Raw genomic sequence first — 18,709 nt, forward strand, 5'->3', positions numbered from 1 at the left:
TGGCGTCCGCCTGCTCACTTCGGAGCATGGCCAGGGCGCAGAAGGACTCCCGGATGGCGTGGCTCAGCCCCGGGAAAGCCAAGGGCACGACATGGCCGCAAGGCCAAGGTGGGCGATCGGCGGGGAGCAGGCGGCAGGGAATTCGAAGGACAAGGCAGGGCGATTCAGGCCCGAGGCCGGAGCGCTTGCGGCTCTCTGACCCGGCCTTCCGGCCCGTGGCGCCATCGGAGGCCGCGCCAAGAGGCCGAGCGCATGTCCGCTCGAAGCCCCCGTCGGCGATCCGAAGATTGCGGCTGCCGAACAGGGGGGCAAACACGGCCCGACCGGCTCCACGGCGCAGACCTGGAACCTGCCGTTTGCCAGATCGAGGGCCCGCATGCTGATGGACTTCGTCATGGCCGTGCCCTCCGCCCCGCCCTCGCGAAGGGACCATCATGGCCTGCGGGATGTCGTTGGGTGGCGGCATCCACCGCCTCAGTTCGGTCCTTCGCGTTCCGGGGGCTGGAAATGCCGTGCATCCGCACTGGAATGGACGCCCAGAAATGGACTGCAAGCGGCCCCGCAGCTAGCCGCACCGCAACTCGGAACTCGGTCTCTGGACGGTTATCCCGAAGCCCTGCAAGGCGCGTGGATGGCGCCGGTGGACGGCATCGTGCCCCCGGAAGCGCGGGAGGGAGACCGACGTCTTGCAGGCAGTTCCGTGCCTGGCCCGCACGGTTCGGCGAAGGCGTCGGCACGCGCAACCACCGAGAAGGTATGGTCCGCAAGGTGCCAGCCGCAGATTTCGTCCGCCTCCCGGCGAGCAGCCATCGACGCAAGGCGACGCGCAGAGCCGTCTTGCCTCAGCGCCTTTCCTCCCCGGACATGATGCGTTCAATGGCGACGGACTCCCATTGCGCGTCGCGCAGGAACTCTCGGGGTCCGCCTGCCTGGGTGCGGATGTCGGCAAGGACCTCCTGCAGGCATTCGATGCCGCGGTCGGCAAAGGTCGTGATCCCGTCCACGGTGCCATTGTCGACCCAGATCATCTCGCCGCAATAGATTTTGTCGGTATTGGCGCCAATGAGCTCAAGGGGGTTCGCCGTTCCGCTTGCCGACCGCGCCCATCGACGGGACGTTTGTGACGCGGGCCATCAGGCTGCCTGCGCCGATCGCCATTCCGGCCTTTTCCAGTACCACGGCAGCAATTCGGCATTCGCGGGACCGGCAGGTCCGAAATGTGGGCAATGAGATCGGCGAGCCCTCCTTGCAGGGCGATGCCGTTCGGCTTGGCCGTGCCGATCAGCATGTAAATGACGGCAGCGCGGAGGCAACCGTGCCGGGCGCCCGCGCCAATTCCGGCGGTACGCATCGAAGGGCCTGCGGGCGGACCAGGCCGCTTGGACACCCGGGCAAGTCCTCGCTTGGCTCAACCAGGGCCTGGCTGACGGATCAGACGCCTCAGTCCGCCACACCGGGCCCCCGCGCCAAGTCCGGTAGTGCGCATCGAAAGGCCTGCAGCGGATCAGGCCCCGTAGAGGGTCGCGAGGATCGATCCGGCCGAGGCGCTGGCAAAAAGCGATCCCGAGGGGGCGCCCGCGAAACTGGTCCCGCTGCTGCCGGCCCGCGCCAGATACTGGGTGATCAGCTTGTCCTGGTTCTGCGGATCGAGAAAATCCGCCGCCCTCTGCGACCCGATCAGCCGCTCGGCCCCGGCCCGCATCAGCGACACCTGGGCGTCGAGCTCCATCTGGCCGAGATTGGCGCCCATCCCCAAGGCGCCCTGGAACGCCTCGCGCAGCACCGAATTGCCGAGGATGCGGTACCATTGGCCGGACTCGGTGCCGCCGGTTTCCACCGCAGTCCTCAGCTCTTCGGCCAACGACATGGCGACCCTCAGCTCGGGACGCAGTTCGCCCACGGCGATGCGGAATTCCTGCTCGACATAGTTCTTCGTGACCTCTGCGATTCGCGCATCGACCTGGGCGCCCGACAGCGCGGCCAGAAGCTTCGGGTCCTCCAGCGCGCCGACATCCTCTGTCCCGTATTGCGCCTTCATGGCCGCCTTCAGCGCGTCGACCTGCCCTTCCGGCGACAGCGCCGCGAACCCGTCCTGCAGCCCCAGCCCCTGGACGAGCGCTTCGCGCAGCGGTTCGACCTTCAGCACGCTGTCCCATTTCTGGTCGATGCTCGGCCCCTCGGCGCGCGCCGCCGAGACCGCTTCGGTGAAGGCACCGAGCGAAAAGGCCCCGGCGAGCCCCTTGCCATCCGGGTCCAGATAGCGGTCGCCCATCAGGGTCTGGCTGGCCTGGCTGCTGAAGACGCTGAATTCCGACCGGCCGAACACGGCCCCGGCGCGGGTCTTCATCTCGGCGATCTGGTCGGCGGCCGACAGCCCTGCGAAACCTGCCGACACGCCGAGCGCCTTGGCCAGCACGTCGCGCAGCGGCGCATCCGCCTGCAGCGCCGTCCAGCGGGCGGCATCCGCGCTGCTGGCTTTCGTGATGGCGTCGATCCGCGATTTCATGCCGCCATAGGAAAATCCCGCCTCCAGCGCCTGCCCCGCCGTGCCCAGATAGGCATCGGCCACCGCGAAGGCGTTCGACGGATCGGTCAGCACGGAGAGCCGGTCGCCGCCGAAGGCGGCCTCCGCCGCATCCCGGAAGACGCTGATCTGGCCCTTGGTGTCGAGCAGGCTGACCGTGGCCGAGGTGCCGAGGATCCGGCCCAAGGTGTTGGCCATGCCCGGCACCCGCAGCGCCCGTTCCCAGATCCGCTCGGCCGAGTCGGCCCCGAGCAGCCCCAGCGTCAGGCTGCTCGACATCCGCGCCGCCGCATTGAGGTAGATCGGGCTTTCGCCATGGGCGGCCTGCACCGCGCTTGCCAGACCGTCGCTGAGCGTCGGCAGCGCAGCCCCGGCCCCGCCGGTCCCGGTCAGCCCCAGCGCCTCGAAGGTCTTGGCCAGCGCCGCATAGCGCCCGTCCGACAGGCGGTTGGCGAAATCGCCGGGATCGTCGGTGCCTTGCTCGATCACCTGGCGGATGAAATAGCGGTTGGGCAGGTCGTCCTTCAGCCCATGCGCCCCCAGCGCCACCTTCAGCGACTGGTAGTCCTTCATTAGATCGTCCACCGAGGACATCTGGCCGATCTTCTGCACGAAATTCTGCTGTTCGCGCTTGAGCAGCCCGTCCTGGGAGAAGGCGCCGAGCTGGGCCGCGCGGCTGTCTTTCAGGTAGAGCCAGCTGGAAAGCGAGGTGCCGGGCAGGAGCGGCGTGTACATGGGACGGTTCCGGTCTCTTGGCGCAAATCGCCACCGACCCTAGGCCCCTGCCGTTACCGCCGTCCTAACAGTTAAAATCCGGTCCATTTTCCGGCCTCCGTCTTCCGGCCTCCGTCTTCCGGCCCCGGCCGTCCGGCCCGGATCCCGCGCGGCTCAGTCGATTTCGCGCCACGGAAAGGGCTTCTCGTCGGTCGCGCCCGACTGGTAGAGCACCACGCGCTTGATCCAGACGCCGAGCCGCGCGCCGAATTCGGCGACATGGTCGTTCGGGCGGCCATAGACCGCGACCCAGATCATCTGCGCCACGGTCACCGCCCAGAGCAGCGTCTCGCCGATCGCGAAGAGGACCAGGAAGACGATCATGTAGAGGATCCGCTCGAACCGGCCATCCCGGTGCAGATAGTCGTCGTCGCTGTCATGCATGCCGCTCTCCTGTCGCTGCCGCGAAGGTAGGGGCTCGGCCGCCCGCAGGAAAGGGGCGCGGCGCCTCAGCGGCGGCGATCGGCGAAGAAGCCGCGCAGCAGCTCCTCGGCCTCGCGCGCGGCGATGCCGTCGATCACCTCGGGGACGTGATGCGCCTGCGGATGGGTGAAGACCCGCGCGCCATGGGCGACGCCGCCGGATTTCGGATCGGCCTGCGCAGCTTCGTCGCCGCCGTGGCGCTGGCCGAAGCCTTCGAGGCGGTGGGCGTGGCCCGCTCCGCGATCTCGCTGAAATGGCCGAACGACGTGCTGCTCTACGACTGCAAGGCCGCGGGCATCCTGCTGGAAAGCGCCGGGCAGGCGGGGCGGCTGTCGCATCTGGCGAATCTGGCCGCCGCGCCCGATCCCGGGCTGATCGAACAGGGCGGCACGCTGCCGATCTCGCTGGCCGAGGTGCTGGGCCGCCCGCTCGGCCGCGAGGACATGCTCTTGGCGCTGGCGCGCGCCTATGCCGGGCGCGTGAAACCACAGGCATCAGAGGGCTGCGACGACGCCGTTCCGTAGGACGGTCCACCGAGCCTTTCGGTTCGGGATGACGCGCAAGCGTTATTGGTCGGGGGGGCGTAGATTGGCAGCGCCTTGTCCGAGACGGAAAAAGGACTTTGGCGGCAATGGCGCGGCGGCTGCATGGCCTTCCATGAACCGCGATTCCGTTTGCGTAATGTGCCAAGCCACGGCCTGTCAGTTTGGCCGTCGAGAGCGAGGGGCTGGGGACGGTGAAGCGACCTCGGATCGTTCCCTGATGCTTCCCACTCCCCAGTTCGTCCTGAACAAGTCCCATTGCATTGATACCCTGCAGATTTCGCCCTGTTTCCTTCGCCATGCCCTGCAAGGAAGAGCACGACTCAGGCCGAAACCCTGCAATTTCCGGCCGCCGGTGGCCATGCACGGCATTGCCGACCGGCACGGCATGCCGATGCCCAGGCCCCAGGCGCCTGATCCCGCACGGACGGAGACGGTTCGGTCAGAGCCGCAGCCGACGCGCCGTGTCGGCCCCGCCCGGCGCCCAGGCGGTGAGTTCTCCGGTCATTGACCGCATCCCGGCCCGCCCCCGAGCCTGATGCAAAATTCCCGCAAGCGGATCGAGAACTCCTCCGGAGCGCGGGGGCGGCACGGCCTCGCCCCCGCGCCGGAAGCGGCCTTGCCGCCATGCTTCGCGGAAATCCGGGCCGCTACGCCGATCCGCGGCGAGGGACAGGATTGGCCGGCGCCATTGCCGCGGTAGCCGCGCCGGGCGCCAGCCCGCCCATCTGGCTCTTGCGGCACCGCGCTAGAGCGCGCCTGCATCCACGATCAGCTCGGCAGCGGTGATCATCTTCGCCGCGTCCGAGGCGAGGAACAGCACCGCATCGGCCAAGTCGCCGGGCGCCAGGAGGTCCGGCAGGCATTGCCGCGCGCGCAGCCCGTCGAGCTTCTCCGGCGTCACCCAGAGCTCCTGCTGGCGCTCGGTCATCACCCAGCCGGGGATCACCGCATTGACCCGGATGCGGTGCGGCCCGAGCTCGCGCGCCATCATCCGCGTCAGCCCGTGCACCCCGGCCTTGGCAGTGCCGTAGACCGGCAGCTGCGGCGTGCCCTGAAGCCAGGACCCCGAGCCCATGTTGACGATCGACCCGCCTCCGGCGGCGATCATCCCCGGCGCCACGGCCTGGATGGCGAAGAACTGGTGGCGCAGGTTGGTCGCCATGCGCTCGTCCCAGTAGTCCGGCGTGACCTCGCGCCAGTCATGCCGGTCGTCGCGCGCGGCATTGTTGACCAGCACCGTGGCGGGACCGCAGCGCTCCGCCAGCCGCGCGACGGCGGATTTCAGCGCCTCGATGTCGCGCAGGTCGCAGGGCTCGAAGGCGGCGCCGGTCTCCGCCGCCATCGCCTCGCCCGCATCGCGGTCGAGATCGAGGAAGCCGGGGGCCGGGCCGGTCGCGGCCGGCACGGTTCCCCGCCCTGCCGTTGCGCCAAGCGGCCGGGCGTCTTGCCCCTGCCGCCCGCGGGTGGCAGGTCCTGAGCGACAGCATTTCCGGAGCAGACTCATGAGCTTTTCCCGCCGCTACCAGAATGTCGAGGATTTCGCTGCGGCCGCGCGCCGCCGCCTGCCGCGCATCTTCGCCGATTACATCGAGGGCGGCGCGTTCTCCGAAACCACGCTGCGCCGCAACCGCGAGGGCTTCGATGCCTGGGCGCTGCGCCAGCGCACGCTGCGTCCGTTCGGGCCGCTCGACCTGTCGGCGGAGGTGCTGGGCGAGCGCCATGCGCTGCCCTTCGGCCCCGGTCCGGTCGGCTTCCTCGGCCTCTACCGCCGCGACGGCGACGTTCTGATCGGCCAGGAGGCGGCGGCGCGCGGCGTGCCGATGGTGCTGTCGACCTTCTCGATCAACGGGCTCGGGACAATCGCGAAGCGCAGCGGGAAGGTGCCGCAGTTCCAGCTCTATCTCGACAAGGACGCGGACTGGACCGACAGCTATGTCGCCGCCGCCGAAGCCGCCGGGTCGGACACGATCTTCGTCACGGTCGACACGGCGATCACCTCGAACCGCGAGCGCGACGGCAGGAACGGCTTCCGCGCGGTGACGACGATCACGCCGCAGCTGTTCTGGCAGTTCGCGACCAGGCCGGTCTGGTCGCTCGACCTCCTGCGCAACGGCTTTCCCGAGGTGGAGCTGGTCACCGGGCGGCCGGAATACGGCAAGGGGGCCCTGGCGCAGGCGGCGGCCCTGGCGGGCCGGCTGGACAAGGACCTGACCTGGGAGAAGATCCGGCGGCTGCGCCAGCGCTGGAAGGGCAAGCTGGTGATCAAGGGGATTTCCGATGCCGAGGATGCGGCGCTCGCGGCGGCCGAGGATATCGACGGGATCGTGATTTCCAACCATGGCGGGCGGCAGCTCGACCACGGGCTGTCGACCGTCGAGCTGATCCCCGAGATCCGCGCGGCGCTGGGGGCGGACAAGGCGATCTATGTCGACAGCGGCTTCCGGCGCGGCAGCGACATCGTCAAGGCGCTGGCGCTGGGGGCGGATTTCGTGCTGATGGGGCGGCCCTTTGCCTGGGCGGTGGCGGCGGAGGGCCGCCGCGGCGTGGCGGCGGCCTTCGACATGCTTTCGGCCGAGATCGGCATCACGCTGCAGCTGATGGGGCTGAGCTCTGTCGACGAGCTGAAGGCCCTCGGCCAGGACGCGCTGCGCCGGGTGGGGTGAGCCCTGCCCCTGGGGCCGGTCGGCGGGACGCTGGTCGCGGCGCGGCTGGCGGGCGTGGAAACCGTCTACAAGGTCGGCGGCGCCCAGGCGGTGGCGGCGGCGGCCCATGGCACCGAGACGGTGAAGCCCTGCCGCAAGATCGTCGGTCCCGGCTCTCCCTGGGTGGTGGCGGCCAAGCGGCTCCTGTCGGGGGTGATCGATCCGGGCCTGCCTGCCGGGCCGTCGGAATCGCTGATCCTGGCCGATGACACGGTGCATGGCGGGCTGGCCGCGCTCGACCTGCTGATCGAGGCGGAGCACGGGCCGGACAGCTCGGCCTGGCTGGTGACGCATTCGCGCCGGGTCGCCGAGGAGGCGCTGGCCGCGCTGCCGGAGCACTGGGCGCAGATGGCGCCGCAGCGGGAGGCGTTCTCGAAAGCGGTGCTCTGCGGGCCTTGCGGCGGCATCGTCCTGACCGGCTCGCTGCAGGAAAGCTATGATTTCGTCAATGAGTACGCGCCGGAGCATCTGGAGCTGCTCTCGACCCAGCCCTTCGAGCATCTCGGCGAGATCACCGAAGCCGCCGAGATCCTGATGGGGCCGCACACGCCGGTCTGCATCGGCAATTTCGCCCTCGGCCCGAATGCGGTGCTGCCGACTTCGGGCGGGGCGCGCAGCTGGGGGCCGCTCTCGGTGTCGGATTTCGTGCGCCGCTCCTCGGTCGGCTATGTCACCGCGAAGGGCTATCCCGAGCTGGCGCGGAACGCGAAGATCCTCGCCGATTACGAAGGGTTCTCGTCCCATGCCAATGCCGTCGGGCCGATGCGCGACGCCTATCTGAAGGGCTGAGCGATGAAGGCGGTGCGGCTGCATGGCGTGCAGGACCTGAGGGTCGAGGAGATTGCGGCTCCGGGTGCGCCCGGTGCGGACGAGGTGCTGCTGCGGGTGGCGATGGCGGGGATCTGCGGGTCGGACCTGCACAATTTCCGCACCGGCGCCTGGATCAGCCGCGCGCCTTCGGTGGCGGGGCATGAATTCACCGGGATGGTCGCAGCCGTCGGCGGCGGCGTGTCCCATGTTGCCGCCGGCGACCGGGTGATTGTCGACAGCCGGGTGACCTGCGGCAGCTGCCGCAACTGCCGGGCCGGGCTGGCGCAGGTCTGCGAGACGATGGGCTTCGTTGGCGAGGCGATCGACGGCGGTTTCGCCGAGGCGGTGATCCTGCCGGGGAGGAACGTGGTCGCGGCGCCCGCGGGCGTGCCTGACCGGCACCTGGCGCTGAGGCCGCCGCGATATGGCCCAGCGTGTCCGCGCCCGCATCGCCGAAAGCCGCGGCATCCGGCGCGCCGCCGATGCCGACGCTGTCCATCACCACCAGGAAAGCCCGCGTCACGGATCGACCCTCCCGTAGATCATCGGCGGCAGGATCGCTTCCTCGGCGACCAGCATCGCNGCGGCATTGTCGGCGGCATGCACCACCGCCAGCGGCCGGAACTGGTCCACCCGTTCACCGATCGAGGCGACCTGGGAGAGCCCCGCCGAATGGTCGATCTCGTCGCCCGGGCGCCGCCGCCCGCCGCCCAAGCGCACCACCAGCTGGCGGGGCTGATGCCGCCCGCGCTTCTGCCGGTCCCGCCGGCGCCGCACGTCCTGGCTGGGGGCCATCGCCCCGCGCAGCCGGCAGCGCATGGGTTCCGGCATCCCGCCCTTCCGGCAAGGGGGCCCCCACTCCTCTCCTTCTGACCCGCTTCAACGCATTCCGAGGAGGAGACATCCATGTTCCGCACCTTCATCCTGTCCGCAGGACTGTCCGTCCTGTCCGCCGCCGCATCGGCCGGAGAGATTTCCGTCCATGACGCCTATGCCCGCGCCTCGACGCCCATGTCGGCCTCGGGCGCCGCCTTCATGGTCATCGAGAATGCCGGCTCCGCGCCCGACCGGCTGGTCTCGGCCGCCTCGCCCGCCGCCGAACGGGTCGAGCTGCACACCCATCTCCAGGACGCCAACGGCGTGATGCGGATGACCGAGGTCGAAGAGGGCTTCGAGATCCCGGCCCATGGCCGCCACGCGCTGGCGCGCGGCGGCGACCACGTGATGTTCATGGGACTCACCCGGCCTTTCGAGGACGGCGCGATGGTTCCGCTGACGCTGACCTTCGAGAAGGCGGGCGAGATCGCAGTCGAGATCCCCGTCGACCTGCAGCGCGGCCCGGGCCAGATGCAGCACGGCATGCCGGGCGGCCATGGCCCGATGACCGGCAGCGGCAACTGACGCCCCCGCGGCGGCGCGTGTTCCGCCCTCGCCGCCCGGCAGCAGCAAAAGCTCGCCCGGCGCGGCCTTGAAGCCCGCGGCGGCGGCCCAGGCGGCGGGCTCGGGTGCCAGGGTGGCGACGAAGGAAGACAGGTCTTCGGCAAAGACAAGATGCAGGGGACGCGCGGCGTCCTCCGGTGCGGCGAAGGGGGCCATCGTCTTGGCCTTCACTCTACCGGCTGGCCCTGCCCCCGCAAGCCCCAAACGCAGGCCCCAAACGCAGGCCTGTCCCGGCAACGCGGAAGGCGGCCCCTGAGGGCCGCCTTTCGGATCGCCTGCGCCCCGGCGCATCCCCGCGCGGGCGCCGCCAGGCGCCCGCCGCGATGTCATGGGGATGTCAGAGCATCATGCCCTGCGGATCCCAGATTGACGCAGCGGCCTTCGCCGCGGCAGGCTGGGAGTCGGCGATGATCTTCGTGCGCAACTGGGATGGCAGCCACTGCCCCGAAGAGGGCATGGACCCCGCCGATCTGGCCCGCGCGGTGGAGACGCTGAAGGCGGCCGTCCTGTCGGGCGCCGCTCCGGCGCCGCAGGCCGGCGCGAGATCAAGCAGGCGATCCTCGAAACGCGGTTCGCGCCCGAGGACGTGCTCAGCGAACGCCAGCTCGCCGAGCAGACCGGCGTGTCTCGCACGCCGCTGCGATCGGCGCTCTCGCGGCTGGAGCGCGAGGGCGTGATCTCGAGCCCGGAGCCTCGGCCGAGCGGAGCGCCGCCGTGGTGCGGGCGCCGGCATGATCCCGTCCGGCCGGGTGCGGTTCCGCGTGGCCACCAAGCCCGTCGAGCTCCGCAAGGGCCATGACGGCCTGTCCGCGCTGGTGCAGCCGGTGCCGGAGGAAGACCCGTTCGCCGGAGCCGTCTTCGTCTTCCGTTCGAAACGGGCCGACAGGCCCAAGCTGCTGTTCCGCGACGATGGGCCATGTCGCGCCGCCGCCCATCGGGCCCGGACCGATGGCGCCGCGATGGGCAATTCCGGGCGACAACGGCGAATGGTCCGGTCATGGCTTGCAAGCGCCTGGAGGAGTCCGGCGTCGCCTGGCCTCCCGTGACCGACAGGGCAATGCCGCTGAACCGGGCGCAGTTCGAGACGCTCTTCGCCGGCTGGACTGGCGCCGGATGAAGGCGCTCGAGGCGCGGCGGCCCGCCGCGGCGGAATGGCTCCCGCTGCGGTTTCGGCGCTGGCAGCGGGGCATCCCGGGCCATGCGGCTGCGCCGCGCCATCGCCTCGATCGCGGAGACGACCGGCGCGCGGCCGCTCGGCTGGTCCAGCCGCTACGGCGCAAGCCTGCACACCCGCGAGCTGCTCGCCGAGGAGGGCGGCTTCGCCTATGACGCCGACAGCTACAATGACGACCTGCCGGTCTGGACCGAGGCGGGGGGCCGCCCGCATCTGGTCGTCCCCGGGACGCTCGCCAACAGCGACCTGAAATTCGAGACCGGCATGACGGGATCGCCGCGGGACTTCGAGCTGCACCTGAAGGCCGCTTTCGACCGGCTCTACAAGGAAGGCGCCGCGCGGCCCCGGATGATGCCGGTCGCGCTGCACCTGCGGCTGTCGGGCCATCCCGGCCGCACCCGCGCGCTGGCCAATTTCATCCGCTACGCGAAATCCTTCCCCGATGTGTGGTTCGCCCGCCGCATCGACATCGCCAATCACTGGACCGCGCGCCATCCGGCCGCGGCCCGGGCCGAGACGGAGTGAGCCCATGGACAGCCCCGCAACCGCCATCGCCGGACCGCCCCGCGACCTGAGGGGCTATGGCGGCACGCCGCCCGACGTCACCTGGCCCGGCGGTGCGCGCATCGCGATCTCGCTCGTCGTGAATTACGAGGAGGGCTCGGAGCCCGCGGTCGGCGACGGCGATCCCGAGCCCGAGCGCGCCCTGTCGGAAGTGCCCTATACCCACTGGCCCGCGGGCCGGCGCGACCTGGCGATGGAGTCGATGTACGAATACGGCGCGCGCGCCGGGTTCTGGCGGCTGATGGATATCTTCGACGAGCTCGACGTCAAGGCGACCTTCTATGCCTGCGCCGTGGCGCTGGAGCGCAACCGCAAGGCGGCGCGGCTGATCGGCGAACGCGGCCATGACATGATGTGCCATGGCTGGCGCTGGGAGGACGTGGCGCTGCTCAGCCGCGAGGAGGAGCGCGAGCACATCCGCCTGGCGGTGGCGTCGCTGACCGAGACCACCGGCGCGCGCCCGCTCGGCTGGTACTGCCGCGCCCGGCCCAGCGTGCATACCCGCGAACTGGTCGCGGAGGAGGGCGGGTTCCTCTACGATTCCGACGCCTATAACGACGATCTGCCCTACTGGACCGAGGTGCACGGCAAGCCGCATCTGGTCGTGCCCTACTCGCTGGTCAACAATGACGGCGGTTTCGGCAACGGCGCCTTCGGATCGCCGGAAAGCTTTGCCGAGCATCTGCGCTACACCTTCGACCAGCTCTACGAAGAGGGCGCGACGCAGCCCAGGATGATGAATGTCGGGCTGCACATGCGGGTGGTCGGCCAGCCCGCGCGGGCCCAGGCGCTGCATGACTTCATCGCCTACGCGAAATCCTTTCCGGGGGTCTGGTTCGCGCGCCGGATCGACATTGCGCGCCACTGGATGGCGCATCATCCGGCATGAGCCCGGACGAGGCCCGCCGCCGCGCGCTGGCCGCGATCGACGCGGCGGCGGACACGCTGATCGGCGTCAGCCGCCGGATGCATGCCGAGGTCGAGCTGTCCTTTGCCGAGCACAAGGCGCAGGGCTGGCTCTGCGCGGCGGCGGAGGCGGCCCCGGCCTGAGCCGCCCCTGCGGGGCGGGGATGCCCCTGCCCGGCCATGCCGGCCGTCAGGCCAGCGCCGCGGCCAATGCCGCCGCGCAATGGATCAGGGTCGTGTCGAAGGCCGGCAGCGCGACATTGCCCTGATGCAGCACCATGCCGATCTCGGTGCAGCCGAGGATCAGGCAATCGGCGCCATCCTCTGCCAGCCGCCCGGCAATGGCGCGGAAGGCCGCTTCGCTGCCGGGCGCCACCACATCCCTGCAGAGTGCCCCTTAGATGATCCGGTGGTTCTCCGCCCGCTCGGCCGCCTCCGGCACGAGAGGCTCCAGCCCGGCCGCAGCCAGCCGCCCGGCATGGAAATCCTGCTCCATCGAGAAGGCGGTGGCCATCAGCCCGGGCCGCTGCAGCCCCGCTGCCGAGATCGCCTGCGCCGTCGCGTCGGCAACATGCAGCAGCGGAATGCCCACGCACGCCATCATCGGGCCTGCCAGCTTGTGCATCGTGTTGCCGCCAAGCCGATCAGCTCGGCGCCGCCGCGTTCCAGCGCCCTTGCTTCGCGGTTCGGCACCGCCCCGGTTGCCGCCCAGCCGCCCCGCCCCTGAAGCGGTTCGATCCGGGCGAAATCCAGCGAGCGGATCAGCAGTTCGGGAGAATGCAGCCCGCCGAGCCGTGCCCGCACAAGATCGCACAGCTCGCGGAAGCAGGTCTGGGCCGATCCGGCAGACATGCCGCCGGGGATGCCGCTCCCTCCGGACACCTCTGTCCCGGCATGCCGCGCAGACTGTGCAGCCGGCAGCGATTGGCAAGCCATGCGCGCCGGCATCCCGGCGGAACGCAGCCCCGGAAACGGAAAACGCGCGACAGGGCCCTGTCGCGCGTCAAACTTGTCAGCTTTTCGCCCGGTTGCCCGGGCCGTCCGCCGGATCAGGCCGTGGCGGCCTGTGCCTTGGCGATGTCCTTCTTGATCTTCAGCGCGTTGTCGGACAGGTCCGTGTCCTTGGCTTTCGCCAGGAACGCGTCCAGACCGCCGCGGTGGTCGACCGAGCGCAGCGCGGATGCGGAGATCCGCAGCTTGAACGAGCGGCCCAGCACGTCCGAGATCAGGGTGACGTCGTTCAGGTTCGGCAGGAAGCGACGCTTGGTCTTGTTGTTGGCGTGGCTGACATTGTTGCCAACCATCGGGCCCTTACCGGTCAGTTCGCAACGGCGCGACATGGGGGTAATCCTCGTCTGGTGTCAGCCATACAACAAGAGGCATGGCATTGGGTTCATAACGTAAAGGAGCGCGGAAATGTCCGCGCCGCCTGAGTTGCGGTGTCATATGGGGAGTCCCGGCGAAGGTCAAGCACAAAGGCGGAAACTCCGTGCCCGCCCCTGCGTCAGCGCAGGTGCTCGAGCAGAGCCGCGCTGGGATAGCCGTCCGGAACCAGCCCGCGCGCCATCTGGTAGGCCCGGATCGCGTCGATGGTGTTCGGCCCGATGCGCCCGTCGACGCCCTGGGTGGAATAGCCCGCCGCGGTCAGCCTGCTCTGCAGCTCCTTTTTCTCGGCCGAGAGCAGCGCCCGGTCGCCGCGCGGCCAGTCGCGGACGAATCCGCCCTTGCCCTTCAGCCGGTCGCTCAGATGGCCGACGCCGATCACGTAGGAATCGGCCGCATTGTAGCGCTCGATGACGTTGAAGTTGCGGAACACCATGAAGGCCGGGCCGTTCGCGCCCGCTGGCACCAGAATCGCTGCCTTGCCGTGATCGGCGACCGGGCGGCCGTCCGTGCCGCGCACGCCCATCCGCGTCCAGTCGGAGACCGGCCGCTTGGTGCCATGGCCGGAATGGACATAGTCGAATCCCTGCGGCAGCTGCACCTCGACGCCCCAGGGCTGGCCCCGGACCCAGCCGAACCGCGCCAGGTAGGCAGCGGTCGAGGCCAGCGCGTCGCTGGGGTCCTCCGACCAGATGTCGCGCCGCCCGTCGCCGGTGAAATCCACCGCGTATTCCAGGAAGGAGGTCGGCATGAACTGGGTATGGCCCATCGCCCCCGCCCAGCTGCCGGTCATGTGGCGCGGGTCGGTGTCGCCAGCCTGCAGGATCTTCAGCGCGGCGACCAGCTGCTCCTCGAAGAAGGCGCCGCGGCGGCCGTCATAGGCCAGCGTCGCCAGCGCCGGGACAATCGGCGTCGAGCCGCGATAGCTGCCATAGGCGCTTTCCAGCCCCCAGACCGCGGCGACGACCTCCTTGTCGACGCCGTATTTCGCCTCGATCCGGTCGAGCACCGGCCCGTATTGCGCCAGCGCGGCCCGGCCGTTGCGGATCCGGGTCTCGGAGACGGCGCTGTCGAGATAATCCCACAGCGTGCGGGCGAATTCCGCCTGGTTGCGGTCGCGCGAGATCACGTCAGTATCGTATTCGACGCCGAGGAAGGCGCGGTCAAAGGTCCGCGCCGAGATGCCCTGTGCCAGCGCGCGGCTGCGGAAACCGCTGATCCAGCGGGCGAATCCGGTATTGGCCACGGCCGGCACGACCGGCACCGCGGCATCGCCGGGCCGCGCCAGCGGACGCGGCGACGCGCTCATGGCGCGGGTGACCGAAGGTCCCTCGGCGGCATGGGCGGCGGAGAACACCGGAAAAATCGAGACTATGCCTGCATAGGCGAACGCCATGATCTTGGTTGCCATGGTCTTGCTCCTGCTCTGGGACTGCTCTGCCCGTGGTGCTTTTCTGTGTTTCGGTCTTGTTTTTCCCCGCCGAGACTACCTCAAAATGCGGCCCGCTCATAGCCTCCGCGGCCACCGGCCCGGCAGGACGGCGGATCGCGGCAAACTATTTTTGCCGTGGAAACTTTGTCTTAACTGCGGCCATGGCACCAAGTCCGGACAGTCGCGGCTCGCCCCGGCGGCGGCCCGGAAGGGCAGCCCCGGGGCGGGCAGCAGCCGAAGCGGATTTCCCGCTTTCATGACGAAGTTATTTCATGAATCCCTTTCGCCCGGCCCCGGGCGCCGCACGGCCTGTCCCTTCCCAAGGCAGCGCTGCGGAGATGTCCGGGCCGCTCCCGCTTGGCGGGGAGATGGGCCGAGGGGCGTTCGAAGACCGGAGCGTGTCCGTTCCGGCGGAGATTTTGGCCGCTGCCGGAACGGACACCCCGCCGCCCTCCCTTCGGGCCAGTTCCGCGCCGCCCGCCCTGTCCGTCCGGACATGGACGTCCCCCGGGCAGACGCGCAACGCGGCCCCGGGGCCCGCCCTGTGACCTGGCCTGCCCAAGACAGGACGCCCGGCCATAGCGACCCGGCCGCTGACGACGGCCCGAGCGAGCCTGGGCGGCCGCGGCGGAGGCCGGGGCGGGCGCGGCGCGGCCGGGCTTGGCCTGCTTCTCCTGCGAGCGGAAATCCTCCACCGTCATGCGGCCCTGTTCGGAGAAGACGAAGGCGCGCTCCATCACGTGGCGCAGCTGGCGGATGTTGCCGGGCCAGTCCTGCTCCATCAGATAGGCATGCACGTCGTGCGAGATTTCCGGGACGGGGCGGCTGTACTGGCGCGCCAGCTCCTGCGCGAAATGGTTGATCAGGAGCGGAATGTCCTCCAGCCGGTCCTCGAGGCTCGGCAGCGAGATCACCACCGGGCTGATCCGGTAGAACAGGTCGAGCCGGAACCGGCCTTCCTCGACGAAGGTCTCCAGGTCGCGGTTGGTGGCCGAGCAGAGCCGGAAATCGACATGTTTCGGCTTGTCGCCGCCGACCCGCTCGACCATCCTGTCCTGCAGCACGCGCAGGAGTTTCGTCTGGGTTTCCAGCGCCATGTCGCCGATCTCGTCGAGGAAGATCGTGCCCTTGTCGGCCTGTTCGAACTTGCCGACCCGGCCCTTGCGGTCGGCACCGGTGAACGATCCGGCCTCGTAGCCGAAGAGCTCGCTTTCGACCAGCGACTCGGGGAGGGCGGCGGCGTTGATCGTCACCAGCCGGCCGCTCTGGCGCGCGCTGAGCATGTGCAGGGCCTGCGCCACCAGCTCCTTGCCGGTGCCGCTGTCGCCCTGGATCAGCACGGGGATGTCGAGGGGCGCGATCTTGCGGATCTGCTCGCGCACCGACTGGATGGCCAGGCTCTGGCCGATGATCATGTCGAGGAATTCCTCGCCCTGCACCTTCTGGCGGGTTTCCTGCTTGTAGGTGGCGATCTCGGTTTCCAGGTCGCGGATCCGCTTGGTCATCGCCTCGAGCTGCTGCGGGCCCTTGAACATCACCCGGCCGATCGCGCCGACCACCTCGCCCTCGTGGCGGATCGGATGGCGCGACACGACGCGGTCGCCCGATTTGGTGTGGAAGATCTGGCCGACCTCGGCGACGCCCGTCCGCACCACCTGGTGCAGGCGGGTGTGCTTGATCACGTCGCGCACTGGCTTGCCGATGCCCTCGCCCTTCTGCACGCCCAGCGATTTCTCGTGGATCGGCGAGATGAAGGCGACCTTCTCGTCGGCATCGACCACTGCCATCGCGTCATAGGGATCGGTTAGCATGTGGTTGACGATGTCATAGGCGAAGGGAACGTTGAGGAAGAAGCTCAGCACGATGTCGCTGGGGCTGTCGGACATCAGCGTGCAGTAGCCGCCCTCCACCCGCGTGGTCAGCGACAGCAGCTTCCGGTCGTTCAGCAGCAGCGGCCGGATCCGCTGCGCCACCGATTCCTCCAGCCAATCGGTGTCGCTGATCATCTCCTCCACGCGCGGATCCTCGGCAACGCCGAGCCCGGCCAGCATGTCGCCCTCGTGATCCAGGATCGCGATCCCCTGAATCCCAATTGTCTTATCTTTTTTAGTCATTCGTTCCTCTCCCGTCGCCGGGAAGCTACAAGCAGGAATTGGGCATGACAACCGGTTTGTGTTCACTGCGGACACACAAAACGCGCCGTTGTGTTCTTCAGAAGGGCATTTTTTTGCCATTTTCTCTTGCATTGCGTTAGGAATCCCGACAAAACATCCGGGAAAGACGCTCATCCCACCGGATTGCAGCGTCTGACAGGGAAGCGGAGGGCAGCTTTGGGCAGCCCGCTCCGTCGAGAGGGATCTTCGGCTGGTTGGGAGGCTGGCCGAATGTAAGCACATTTAGATTTCGGCAGCGCAACGCCGTTGCCAGGGGGAGGACGCCATGCATCTTCGTCACGATATCGGTACGTTTGCCCGCCAGACGACGGCGATCACCACGCAGGTGATCCAGTCGATCCGGCTGCTGCAGCTCGGCGCGGGCGAACTCGACGACTTCCTGCGCGACCAGGCGGAACGCAACCCGCTGGTGGAGATCTCGGGCAGCAGCACCGGCGGCGAGGCCCGCACCCGGCCGCTGCCCGCCGAGGGCGGCGTGCGCAGCACGGCCGGGAGGCGGCGACCTTCCTTGCGATGGCCTGCCTGCCGGACCGGCTCTTCGGGCCGCCGCCGCCCGCAGATGCGCGGTCCCGGCGGACAGCCGATGCAGTTTCGCTGCTGTCCTGCGCGGTCACGGCTGCCCTGCTCTTCGCCGGGCTGGCCGGGCCGGACGATCCGCTGGCCAACCCGCTGCCGCTCTCGGTCTGGCTGCTCGGCTGGATCCTGATGACCCCGGCAGCAGCCGTCTTCTGCGATCCCTGGCCCTGGCTGAACCCCTGGAGCGGGCTTCTGCGGATCCTGCGGCTCGGACATGCGCCGCCGTTCCGCCTGCCGGGCACGCTCGGCCATTCCATCGCGGTCCTGCAGCTCGGCTATCTCGTCTGGATCGACCTGATTTCGCTCCATGCCACCGATCCCGAGCGCCTTGCCCGGCATCTGGCGGGCTATCTGCTCGTCAACGGCGCGGGCATGGCGCTGTTCGGCACCGGGGACTGGATGCGCCGGGCCGAGCCCCTTTCGGTGCTCTTCCGCCTGCTCTCGGCGCTCTCGCCGTTCTGTCTCCGCAGGGGACAGCTGCGGCTCTGCCTGCCGGGCGCCCGGGCGCTCGGACGGCCGCCGCTTCGGCCGGGCGAGGTTGCCTTCATCCTGCTCCTGCTGGCGGCGGGCACGTTCGACGGCGTCGCCTCGACCTTCCGCTGGCTGGCGGCAATCGGGATCAACCCGCTGGAATTTCCGGGCCGCTCGGCAGTGATGCTGCCGAACACGCTCGGCCTTGCCGCCGCTGTGCTGATCCTGGCTGGTGCCTTTCTCGGCGCGCTGGCCCTGGGACGGCGGCTTGCGGGGCAGGCCGTGCCTATGGCCGCCTTTGCGGGCCGGGCGGCCTCGTCGCTGCTGCCGATCTATGCCGCCTATCTGCTGTCGCATTTCGCGGCGCGGATCGTCATGGACCTGCAATACCTGTGGAAGACCGCCTCGGACCCGCTGGGCCGCGGCTGGGACCTGTTCGGCACCGCAAGCTATTTCCCGAGCCAGTCGCTGTTCAACACCGCCGCCGGGGTCCATCTGATCTGGAGCGCGCAGGTCGCGGCGATCACGGCCGGCCACGCGGTCGCGGTGCTGACGGCGCATGGGGCGGCGCTGCGCTGTTTCGGCACCGGACGCAGGGCGATGCGCGCCGGGCTGCCGCTGGCGGTGCTGATGGTCCTCTATACCTGGCTCGGCCTCGCGCTGCTCTCGGTGCCGCGGATCTGAGCAGGTGTTCCGTGTACCGGTGGTCTGCCGCAAGGTTAACGGAAACGTGGAGCGCGCAGCGCGCAAAACCCTGCGGCATCCGTTGCCAAGTCCTTGGAATGGGGCCAAAGTCGCGCGCGGGAGGGGC

The 18,709-nt window shown here is 69.5% G+C and carries 21 protein-coding genes and 4 pseudogenes; 12 read left to right on the forward strand and 13 right to left on the reverse strand.

Features of this window, described 5'->3' with window-relative positions; translation table 11 throughout:
* Nucleotides 1-842: 842 nt before the first annotated feature.
* From C7T91_RS09845 to C7T91_RS35295, 4 genes and pseudogenes are all read right to left on the reverse strand, one after another.
* Nucleotides 843-1,028, reverse strand: coding sequence for a hypothetical protein (locus C7T91_RS09845; RefSeq protein ID WP_108259079.1), 186 nt, complete (start codon nucleotides 1,026-1,028; stop codon nucleotides 843-845).
* A gap of 476 nt (nucleotides 1,029-1,504) precedes the next feature.
* A complete protein-coding gene (locus C7T91_RS09850) occupies nucleotides 1,505-3,259 on the reverse strand; it encodes a DUF1217 domain-containing protein (RefSeq protein ID WP_108259080.1) in 1,755 nt (584 codons plus the stop codon).
* A 153-nt stretch (nucleotides 3,260-3,412) separates the two neighbouring features.
* Nucleotides 3,413-3,682 (reverse strand): DUF4389 domain-containing protein, encoded by a 270-nt coding sequence (locus tag C7T91_RS09855; RefSeq protein WP_108259081.1) that lies wholly within the window; start codon nucleotides 3,680-3,682, stop codon nucleotides 3,413-3,415.
* 65 nt (nucleotides 3,683-3,747) lie between these two features.
* A pseudogene (locus C7T91_RS35295) lies at nucleotides 3,748-3,894 on the reverse strand (nucleoside deaminase); the annotation flags it as partial.
* On the opposite strand from C7T91_RS35295, the gene C7T91_RS32425 reads away from it, so the two are divergent.
* Nucleotides 3,844-4,245: a hypothetical protein gene (locus C7T91_RS32425; RefSeq protein ID WP_161555832.1), complete on the forward strand. Its 402-nt coding sequence runs from the start codon at nucleotides 3,844-3,846 to the stop codon at nucleotides 4,243-4,245. The pseudogene C7T91_RS35295 and the gene C7T91_RS32425 overlap by 51 nt on opposite strands.
* Nucleotides 4,246-5,011: 766 nt before the next feature.
* On the opposite strand, the gene C7T91_RS09870 is transcribed toward C7T91_RS32425, so the two are convergent.
* Nucleotides 5,012-5,671 carry an SDR family NAD(P)-dependent oxidoreductase gene (locus tag C7T91_RS09870; RefSeq protein WP_236638142.1) on the reverse strand — a complete coding sequence of 220 codons (660 nt, stop codon included), beginning with the start codon at nucleotides 5,669-5,671 and terminating at the stop codon, nucleotides 5,012-5,014.
* Nucleotides 5,672-5,768: 97 nt separating this feature from the next.
* Here C7T91_RS09870 and C7T91_RS09875 point away from each other — a divergent pair, with 97 nt between their 5' ends.
* From C7T91_RS09875 to C7T91_RS39310, 3 genes and pseudogenes are all read left to right on the forward strand, one after another.
* A complete protein-coding gene (locus C7T91_RS09875) occupies nucleotides 5,769-6,929 on the forward strand; it encodes an alpha-hydroxy acid oxidase (protein WP_108259084.1) in 1,161 nt (386 codons plus the stop codon).
* 30 nt (nucleotides 6,930-6,959) lie between these two features.
* Nucleotides 6,960-7,757: a histidinol dehydrogenase gene (hisD, locus tag C7T91_RS09880; protein ID WP_269101180.1), complete on the forward strand. Its 798-nt coding sequence runs from the start codon at nucleotides 6,960-6,962 to the stop codon at nucleotides 7,755-7,757.
* 102 nt (nucleotides 7,758-7,859) lie between these two features.
* Nucleotides 7,860-8,099, forward strand: a pseudogene (locus tag C7T91_RS39310) (alcohol dehydrogenase catalytic domain-containing protein); the annotation flags it as partial.
* Nucleotides 8,100-8,121: 22 nt separating this feature from the next.
* Here C7T91_RS39310 and C7T91_RS35305 read toward each other — a convergent pair.
* Together C7T91_RS35305 and C7T91_RS09895 are read right to left on the reverse strand one after the other, a co-directional pair.
* A pseudogene (locus C7T91_RS35305) lies at nucleotides 8,122-8,301 on the reverse strand (phosphopentomutase); the annotation flags it as partial.
* Nucleotides 8,298-8,609, reverse strand: a complete 312-nt coding sequence (locus C7T91_RS09895) for a hypothetical protein (RefSeq protein ID WP_108259085.1) — start codon at nucleotides 8,607-8,609, stop codon at nucleotides 8,298-8,300. The pseudogene C7T91_RS35305 and the gene C7T91_RS09895, both read right to left, overlap by 4 nt.
* 75 nt (nucleotides 8,610-8,684) lie before the next feature.
* On the opposite strand from C7T91_RS09895, the gene C7T91_RS09900 reads away from it, so the two are divergent.
* From C7T91_RS09900 to C7T91_RS32430, 6 genes are all read left to right on the forward strand, one after another.
* Nucleotides 8,685-9,179 (forward strand): copper chaperone PCu(A)C, encoded by a 495-nt coding sequence (locus tag C7T91_RS09900; RefSeq protein WP_108259086.1) that lies wholly within the window; start codon nucleotides 8,685-8,687, stop codon nucleotides 9,177-9,179.
* A gap of 583 nt (nucleotides 9,180-9,762) precedes the next feature.
* Nucleotides 9,763-10,017 carry a GntR family transcriptional regulator gene (locus tag C7T91_RS35310; protein WP_108259087.1) on the forward strand — a complete coding sequence of 85 codons (255 nt, stop codon included), beginning with the start codon at nucleotides 9,763-9,765 and terminating at the stop codon, nucleotides 10,015-10,017.
* Nucleotides 9,950-10,264 (forward strand): IS66 family insertion sequence element accessory protein TnpB, encoded by a 315-nt coding sequence (gene tnpB, locus C7T91_RS39315; protein ID WP_108259088.1) that lies wholly within the window; start codon nucleotides 9,950-9,952, stop codon nucleotides 10,262-10,264. Before C7T91_RS35310 ends, tnpB begins: the two co-directional genes overlap by 68 nt.
* Nucleotides 10,265-10,416: 152 nt before the next feature.
* Entirely contained in the window at nucleotides 10,417-10,917 is a 501-nt protein-coding gene (locus tag C7T91_RS09920) for a polysaccharide deacetylase family protein (protein WP_108259089.1), read from the forward strand.
* 4 nt (nucleotides 10,918-10,921) lie between these two features.
* Entirely contained in the window at nucleotides 10,922-11,845 is a 924-nt protein-coding gene (locus tag C7T91_RS09925; RefSeq protein ID WP_108259090.1) for an allantoinase PuuE, read from the forward strand.
* The gene (locus C7T91_RS32430) at nucleotides 11,842-12,006 is read left to right on the forward strand and encodes a hypothetical protein (protein ID WP_161555833.1); all 165 of its coding nucleotides are present in this window, start codon (nucleotides 11,842-11,844) and stop codon (nucleotides 12,004-12,006) included. Before C7T91_RS09925 ends, C7T91_RS32430 begins: the two co-directional genes overlap by 4 nt.
* A 46-nt stretch (nucleotides 12,007-12,052) precedes the next feature.
* Here C7T91_RS32430 and C7T91_RS33455 read toward each other — a convergent pair whose 3' ends face one another.
* The 6 genes from C7T91_RS33455 to C7T91_RS09945 form a co-directional block, all read right to left on the reverse strand.
* Entirely contained in the window at nucleotides 12,053-12,238 is a 186-nt protein-coding gene (locus tag C7T91_RS33455; RefSeq protein WP_201742055.1) for an aspartate/glutamate racemase family protein, read from the reverse strand.
* A 21-nt stretch (nucleotides 12,239-12,259) separates the two neighbouring features.
* Nucleotides 12,260-12,454 (reverse strand): hypothetical protein, encoded by a 195-nt coding sequence (locus C7T91_RS33460; protein WP_236638145.1) that lies wholly within the window; start codon nucleotides 12,452-12,454, stop codon nucleotides 12,260-12,262.
* 8 nt (nucleotides 12,455-12,462) lie between these two features.
* Entirely contained in the window at nucleotides 12,463-12,714 is a 252-nt protein-coding gene (locus tag C7T91_RS33465) for a hypothetical protein (protein WP_201742057.1), read from the reverse strand.
* 197 nt (nucleotides 12,715-12,911) lie between these two features.
* Complete coding sequence (gene rpmB, locus C7T91_RS09935; protein ID WP_108259091.1) at nucleotides 12,912-13,202, reverse strand: 50S ribosomal protein L28; 291 nt, start codon at nucleotides 13,200-13,202, stop codon at nucleotides 12,912-12,914.
* A gap of 164 nt (nucleotides 13,203-13,366) precedes the next feature.
* Nucleotides 13,367-14,656, reverse strand: a complete 1,290-nt coding sequence (locus tag C7T91_RS09940; RefSeq protein ID WP_108259092.1) for a lytic murein transglycosylase — start codon at nucleotides 14,654-14,656, stop codon at nucleotides 13,367-13,369.
* Between the two features lie 275 nt (nucleotides 14,657-14,931).
* Nucleotides 14,932-16,791 (reverse strand): sigma-54 interaction domain-containing protein, encoded by a 1,860-nt coding sequence (locus C7T91_RS09945; protein WP_108259093.1) that lies wholly within the window; start codon nucleotides 16,789-16,791, stop codon nucleotides 14,932-14,934.
* 325 nt (nucleotides 16,792-17,116) lie between these two features.
* Between C7T91_RS09945 and C7T91_RS39320 the strand changes: the two are divergent.
* A pseudogene (locus tag C7T91_RS39320) lies at nucleotides 17,117-17,212 on the forward strand (hypothetical protein); the annotation flags it as partial.
* Nucleotides 17,213-17,364: 152 nt separating this feature from the next.
* Complete coding sequence (locus C7T91_RS09955) at nucleotides 17,365-18,582, forward strand: hypothetical protein (protein ID WP_236638147.1); 1,218 nt, start codon at nucleotides 17,365-17,367, stop codon at nucleotides 18,580-18,582.
* Nucleotides 18,583-18,709: the final 127 nt, after the last annotated feature.

The organism is Mangrovicoccus ximenensis, from assembly GCF_003056725.1.
Classification (GTDB): Bacteria; Pseudomonadota; Alphaproteobacteria; order Rhodobacterales; family Rhodobacteraceae; genus Mangrovicoccus; species Mangrovicoccus ximenensis.